The sequence below is a fragment of the Brevundimonas sp. genome (assembly GCF_023259385.1).
Taxonomy (GTDB): Bacteria; Pseudomonadota; Alphaproteobacteria; order Caulobacterales; family Caulobacteraceae; genus Brevundimonas.
In genome coordinates this window covers 1-6,133 of record NZ_JAHFPF010000216.1, presented here as the reverse complement: position 1 = coordinate 6,133, position 6,133 = coordinate 1, and the positions used below count along the sequence as shown (strand labels likewise).

At 69.0% G+C, this 6,133-nt stretch carries 7 protein-coding genes and 1 pseudogene; 6 read left to right on the top strand and 2 right to left on the bottom strand.

The window, feature by feature from the left end:
• The 5 genes and pseudogenes from murD to Q0C81_RS14675 form a co-directional block, all read left to right on the top strand.
• A pseudogene (murD, locus tag Q0C81_RS14695) lies at positions 1-349 on the top strand (UDP-N-acetylmuramoyl-L-alanine--D-glutamate ligase); the annotation flags it as partial.
• Positions 346-1,527 (top strand): FtsW/RodA/SpoVE family cell cycle protein, encoded by a 1,182-nt coding sequence (locus Q0C81_RS14690; protein WP_291839505.1) that lies wholly within the window; start codon positions 346-348, stop codon positions 1,525-1,527. The pseudogene murD and the gene Q0C81_RS14690, both read left to right, overlap by 4 nt.
• Before the next feature lie 75 nt (positions 1,528-1,602).
• Positions 1,603-1,908 carry a hypothetical protein gene (locus Q0C81_RS14685; protein ID WP_291839501.1) on the top strand — a complete coding sequence of 102 codons (306 nt, stop codon included), beginning with the start codon at positions 1,603-1,605 and terminating at the stop codon, positions 1,906-1,908.
• Positions 1,909-1,978: 70 nt separating this feature from the next.
• Positions 1,979-3,064, top strand: a complete 1,086-nt coding sequence (gene murG, locus Q0C81_RS14680; RefSeq protein WP_291839498.1) for an undecaprenyldiphospho-muramoylpentapeptide beta-N-acetylglucosaminyltransferase — start codon at positions 1,979-1,981, stop codon at positions 3,062-3,064.
• Between the two features lie 39 nt (positions 3,065-3,103).
• Positions 3,104-4,213: a mechanosensitive ion channel family protein gene (locus tag Q0C81_RS14675; RefSeq protein WP_291839495.1), complete on the top strand. Its 1,110-nt coding sequence runs from the start codon at positions 3,104-3,106 to the stop codon at positions 4,211-4,213.
• A gap of 135 nt (positions 4,214-4,348) precedes the next feature.
• On the opposite strand, the gene Q0C81_RS14670 is transcribed toward Q0C81_RS14675, so the two are convergent.
• Entirely contained in the window at positions 4,349-4,831 is a 483-nt protein-coding gene (locus tag Q0C81_RS14670; protein ID WP_291839492.1) for a hypothetical protein, read from the bottom strand.
• A gap of 48 nt (positions 4,832-4,879) precedes the next feature.
• On the opposite strand from Q0C81_RS14670, the gene Q0C81_RS14665 reads away from it, so the two are divergent.
• Positions 4,880-5,599, top strand: a complete 720-nt coding sequence (locus Q0C81_RS14665; RefSeq protein ID WP_291839489.1) for a WecB/TagA/CpsF family glycosyltransferase — start codon at positions 4,880-4,882, stop codon at positions 5,597-5,599.
• 42 nt (positions 5,600-5,641) lie between these two features.
• On the opposite strand, the gene Q0C81_RS14660 is transcribed toward Q0C81_RS14665, so the two are convergent.
• The coding region (locus Q0C81_RS14660) for an AAA family ATPase (RefSeq protein WP_291839486.1) at positions 5,642-6,133 on the bottom strand (492 nt) is incomplete at its 5' end.

Here is a 6,133-nt window from a genome sequence, read left to right as displayed (position 1 = left end):
GCTGATGTCCTACGACCGCAGCTTCTGGATCGCGGGCGGGCGGGCCAAGGCCGGTGGGATCGACGATCTGGAGGACCTGTTCCCCCGCGTGGTCGAAGCCTTCCTGATCGGCGAGGCGGCCGGGCCGTTCGCCGCGCGGCTGGGCGAGACCCCGCACCGGATCAGCGGCGACATGGCCGTCGCCGTGCAGCAGGCCTATGAGGCCGCCGCCGCGACCGGTCGAGAGGAGGTGGTGCTGCTGAGCCCCGCCGCCGCCAGCTTCGACCAGTATCCCGACTTTGAGGCGAGGGGAGAGGCGTTCCGCGCCGCCGTGCTCGCCCTCGGCGCGATCCCCGCGAGCGCCTCATGAGCCAGCAGGGCTATAATCCCGCCTTCTCGCGCAACGACCAGAGCCTGCTGGCGCAGTGGTTCTGGACCGTGGACCGGGGCCTGCTGGCCGCGGCCCTGACTTTGATGGGGCTGGGGGTGGCGTTGAGCTTCGCCTCGTCGCCCGCCGCCATCCTGGCCGACCAGTCGATCTCGGACCCGTTCCACTATTCGTGGCGGATGATGGTGTTCGCGGGCGCGGGGCTGGGGGCGATGCTGACCATGTCCCTGCTGTCGCCGCGCGGCGTGCGGCGGATCGCGGTGCTGGTCCTGCTGGGGGCCATCTGCATCATGGCCCTGCTGCCCTTCATCGGCGACACGGTGAAGGGCGCGGCGCGCTGGATCAACCTGGGGCCGTTCAGCCTGCAGCCGTCCGAGTTCGCCAAGCCCAGCCTGATCGTCTTCGCCGCCTGGATGTTCGCCGAGGCGCAGAAGGGGCAGGGGGTGCCGGGCGTCAGCATCGCTTTCGGGGCCTGGGCCCTGACCGTGGGCCTGCTGCTGATCCAGCCGGACATCGGCCAGACCCTGCTGATCACCACCACCTTCATGGCCGTCTTCTTCATGGCCGGGGTGCCGCTGAAGTGGGTGATGGCGCTGGCCGCCGCCGGGGGCGCGGGCGTCGTGGGCCTGTTCTTCACCTTCAGCCACATGCGCGACCGCCTGAGCCGCTTCGGCTCGGACGACGCCGGAGCCACCTACCAGATCGACCGCGCGTCCGAGGCCATCCGGGCGGGCGGGCTGGTCGGCCGGGGCGTGGGCGAGGGCGTGATGAAGCGCTCGGTGCCCGACCTGCACACCGACTTCATCTATTCCGTGGGCGCCGAGGAGTTCGGCCTGGTGCTGAGCCTGGCCATGATCGGCCTGTACGCCTTCATCGTCATCCGCGGGATGCGGCTGGCCATGAAGCTGAACGACCCGTTCGAGCAGGTGGCGGCCGCCGGCCTGTTCATGCTGATCGGGCTGCAGGCCTGCATCAACATCGCGGTGAACCTGAACCTGATCCCGACCAAGGGCATGACCCTGCCCTTCATCAGCTATGGCGGCTCGTCCATGCTGGCCATGGGTCTGACCATGGGGTTCGCCCTGAGCCTGACCCGACGCCGCCCCGGCGCCTATGAGCCCGGAACCACCCTCGGCGCCCGCCGCCGCATCCTGCCTTAGGACTCACCCAGCGCGAATGGCTTGAGTGAGTTCTGAATCCATGGCTGTTTTTCGACACAACCATTGGGGGATGTAATGCGACTGAACAGGCTCTCCATCATCGGACTCGTGGCGGCGATTCCGGCCCTTGCGGCCACCGCCAGCGTGGCCCTGCCGCGCGACATGACCATCATCGACTACTATACCGATGCGACGCATCAGGAGCAGGCGGGGACCTACGTCGAATTCTGCTCGGGTCGTCGCACGACGGTGGGCACGGTGACGGCCTTCACGGAAACCACGCGTCACCGGTGCTATAATGGTATCGACTACGATCTGTTGATCTCCGACTGGTACAAGTTCAACTGTGCCCAGCCGGGCGTGACCTGTTTCTTTTACTGAGCCTAAGGCCCGCCATCCGAGCCTGAAGCGGATTGCGTGTGGGGCTGATGACCAGCTTGTCTGAATGCCGGTGAGAGTCTGTGTCGTCGCCGCCGGGGGCACCGGCGGCCACATGTTCCCCGCCGAGGCCCTGTCGCGCGAACTGGCGGGGCGCGGCTGGCGCATCGTGCTGGCCACCGATCATCGCGGCGAGCAGTACGCCCACGGCTTTCCCGCCGAGGAGCGGCTGGCGCTGGACGCCGCCACCGGGCGCGGACCCATCGGCCTGGCCAAGGCCGGCGTGGCGATCCTGAAGGGGGTGATGCAGGCGCGCGCGGCCCTGACCCGGCTGGACGCCTCGGTCGTGGTCGGCTTCGGCGGCTATCCGTCGGCGCCCGCCCTGCTGGCGGCGCTGAGCCAGAAGCGCCCGACCCTGCTGCATGAGCAGAACGCGGTGCTGGGCCGCACCAACCGCTGGCTGTCGCCCTATGTCGGGTCCATCGCCTCGTCCTTCCCCAACCTGCAGAAGGTCCCGCAGGCGGTGGGTGCGCGCGTGACCCTGATCGGCAATCCGGTGCGGCCGGACATCCGCGCCCTGTTCGACCGGCCCTTCGTCGCCCCGGCGGGCGAGGCCCCCATCCATGTGCTGGTCACCGGCGGCAGCCAGGGCGCGCGCATCCTGTCCGAGACCGCGCCACGCGCGCTGGCGGCCCTGCCCGAGACCTTGCGCCGCCGCCTGAAGGTGCAGCAGCAGTCGCGGCCCGAGACGCTGGAGACCGCGCGCCAGATTTATCTGGAGGCCGGGATCGAGGCCGAGGTGGCCCCCTTCTTCCGCGACATGGCCGCCCGCCTGTCGGCGGCGCACCTGGTCATCGGCCGGGCCGGAGCCTCGACCTGTTCTGAGCTGGCGGTGGCGGCCGTGCCGTCGCTGTTGATCCCGCTGAAGATCGCCATGGACGACCACCAGCGCTTCAACGCCGCCAGCCTGGCCGACGCCGGCGGGGCCGAGGTGATGCTGGAGGACGCGGTGACGGTGGAGGCGATGACGGCGGCGCTGGACGCCATCCTGTCCGACCCCGCCCGCCTGAGGGCCATGAGCGCCGGGGCCCGCTCCGCCGCCCTGCCGGACGCGACGGCGGACCTGGCGGACATGGTGGAAGCCGCCGCGATCACCTGAACGGTTCTGATCGGCGGCTTCGCGCGTTACAGCTTCACCATGCCGACCTTCATCACCGATCTGACCCACGAGGTCTTCCGTCTGTGGCGGGAGTTCTACTGGCTGCCCGAATGGGTGGTGATCAGCGTGATCGTCGTCAGCTGCGTCTTCATCGGCTGGGCGGCGAACCAGCTGGTGTTCTGGCTGCTGCAGCTGGCGGTGAAGAACCGCAGCCTGTTCTGGCGGGGGGCCGTTGGACGGGCGCGGCTGAAGGTGCGGATCGCGGTGATGATCGCGGCCATGGCGCTGGCGGTGACCATCTCTCCGCTGGATCCCGGCCCGTCGCTGGTGATCCGCCAGACCCTGTGGTTCGGCTTCATCCTGACGCTGGGCTGGATGCTGATCGGGGCCAGCGACATGTGGGCGGTGGTCTATCTGCGCCGCTTCAACATGGCCGAGGAAGACAACCTCATCGCCCGCAAGCATGTGACGCAGGCGCGCATCCTGCAGCGGGTGGCGGCCCTGCTGATCGCCATCGTCACCCTGGGGCTGGCGCTGATGACCATCGGCGCGGTGCGGCAGTGGGGCATGAGCCTGCTGGCCTCGGCGGGGGTGGTCGGCATCATCGCCGGCCTGGCGCTGCAGCCGCTGCTGACCAACATGATCGCGGGGGTGCAGATCGCCACGGCCCAGCCGATCCGGCTGGACGACGCCGTGATCGTCGAGGGCGAATGGGGGCAGGTGGAGGAGATCACCTCGACCTATGTGGTGGTCAAGCTGTGGGACTGGCGGCGGATGATCCTGCCGCTCAGCTATTTCATCTCCAAGCCGTTCCAGAACTGGACGCGCGAGACGGCCCGGCTGATCGGCTCGGCCTTCCTGTACGTGGACTATGAGGCGCCGATCGACCGGCTGCGGGCCGAGCTGGAGCGCATCTGCCGGGCCAGCGCTTACTGGGACGGCGACGTGGTCAATCTGCAGGTCACCGACGTCACCGACCGGGTCGCCCAGATCCGCTGCCTGGCCAGCGCCCGCAACGCGCCGACCACCTTCGATCTGCGTTGCGAGATCCGTGAGAAGATGCTGGCCTTCATGCGCGACCAGTGCCCGGAGGCCCTGCCGAAGCAGCGGCAGCTGAACGCGGGGCTGGGTGAAGATCGGATCTCATAAATCCGCTCATCCCGGCGAAAGCCGGGACCCAGTGATTTGGGTGATGTGATTATGGCGGATGGCTCCTAACCCCCGGAAACGCTCGCGCCAAGCTGGACAGGACTGGGTCCCGGCTTTCGCCGGGATGAGCGGAAATTATTGAGCCAAAGCCTCCCGCCCGACGCTGACCGCGTCTTCCAGCGTCCTGACGCCGTATGGGCCGACCGAGTCCGGGTCGCAGGCGGCGGCCAGAAGTTCGGCCGCATCGCCGCCGGGTACGGCGTCATAGGCCGGGGCGGGGTCGGGCGTCGCGGGGCCTTCCGCGCCGCCGGCCTTCACCGCGGCGAAGTCCAGCCGGTCCGCCGTGCGGGCGGCGCAGTCGAACCGCCACCACGACCAGCCGCCCCAATAGGCCTGGTCGCCGACGTGGAAATCCTCCTCCGTCACCTGGAAAGCCCGCAGGCGCACCGCCTCGCCGTCGCGCTCCAGCGAGACCATGTCGGCCAGCACGGCGAACCGGCCGACGCTGATCAGGACGAAGCGGTGCTCGCCCTCGTCGCCGTCCCGGGCCTGGCCGGGCAGGGCCGAGGCCGCGAGGAGGACGGCGGTCAGGGCGGCCTTCAGCAGGAGATGTTTCATCTCGCCATCGTAACCGGACGTTGACCGCGCCGCGAGTACAAGGCGGGCATGACGCGCTTCATGACGCTGGATTTCGCCGACGGGGACCGGGCCGCACTGCTGGGGCAGGTCGCCGCCCTGGCGCGCGCGCCCTACGGCTATGTCGTCACGCCCAACGTCGACCACGTGATCAAGCTGATGGATGGACGGGTGGACGCCGAGGTCTATCGGGGCGCGACCCTGATGACCTGCGACAGCCGGATCCTGGCCCATCTGGCGCGGCTGCGGGGCAAGCGGCTGTCGGTCTATCCGGGCTCGGACATGACGGCGGACCTGCTGGCCTCGGACGACGACCTGACCTTCGGCGTGTTCGGTCCCGACCGCGCGGCGTTCGATGATCTGGCGGCCCTGTACCCGCGCCGTCGCTTCACCTTCGTCGCGGCACCGATGCTGACGCCAGGCACGCCCGAATGGGATGCGGCGGTGAAGACGGCCTGCGCGGCCGAGTGGGATGTATTGCTGGCCTGCGTCTCCTTTCCCAAGCAGGAGCGGTTCGCCCACGCCCTGCGCGCCGCCGGCCGCCCGTTCGGCGTGACCCTGTGCGTGGGAGCGTCGGTGGACTTCCTGACCGGGAGGCAGCAGCGGGCGCCCAAGGTGTTCCAGCAGTTGTCGCTGGAATGGCTGCACCGGCTGCTGAGCCAGCCAAAGCGGATGTTCCGCCGCTATGTGGTCGAGGGGCCGGCGATCTTCGGATGGTTCGTCAGGACGGAAGTGCTGGGGCAGCGGTAGCTTCTCCCCCGAGCGTAGCGACAGGGGGAGGAACTCGGTTGCCTAAGCCACCAGCGTTTCCGCCTGCGTCAGGTCCACGCTGACCAGTTGCGACACGCCGCGCTCGGGCATGGTCACGCCATAGAGGCGGTCCATGCGGCTCATGGTCACCGGGTTGTGGGTGATGACGATGAAGCGGGTGTCGGTGCGGTTGCGCATCTCGTTCAGCATCCGGCAGAAGCGGTCGACGTTGGCGTCATCCAGCGGGGCGTCGACCTCGTCCAGCACGCAGACGGGGGCCGGGTTGGCCAGGAAGACGGCGAAGATGAGGGCCGCCGCCGTCAGGGCCTGCTCGCCGCCGGACATCAGGCTCATGACCGCCAGACGCTTGCCGGGCGGGCAGGCGAAGATCTCCAGCCCTGCTTCCAGCGGATCGTCGCTCTCGACCAGTTTCAGCTCGGCCTGACCGCCGCCGAACAGGGCCTCGAACAGGGCCTTGAAGTTGTCGTTGATCACGTCGAAGGCGGCGATCAGGCGCTCGCGGCCCTCGGCGTT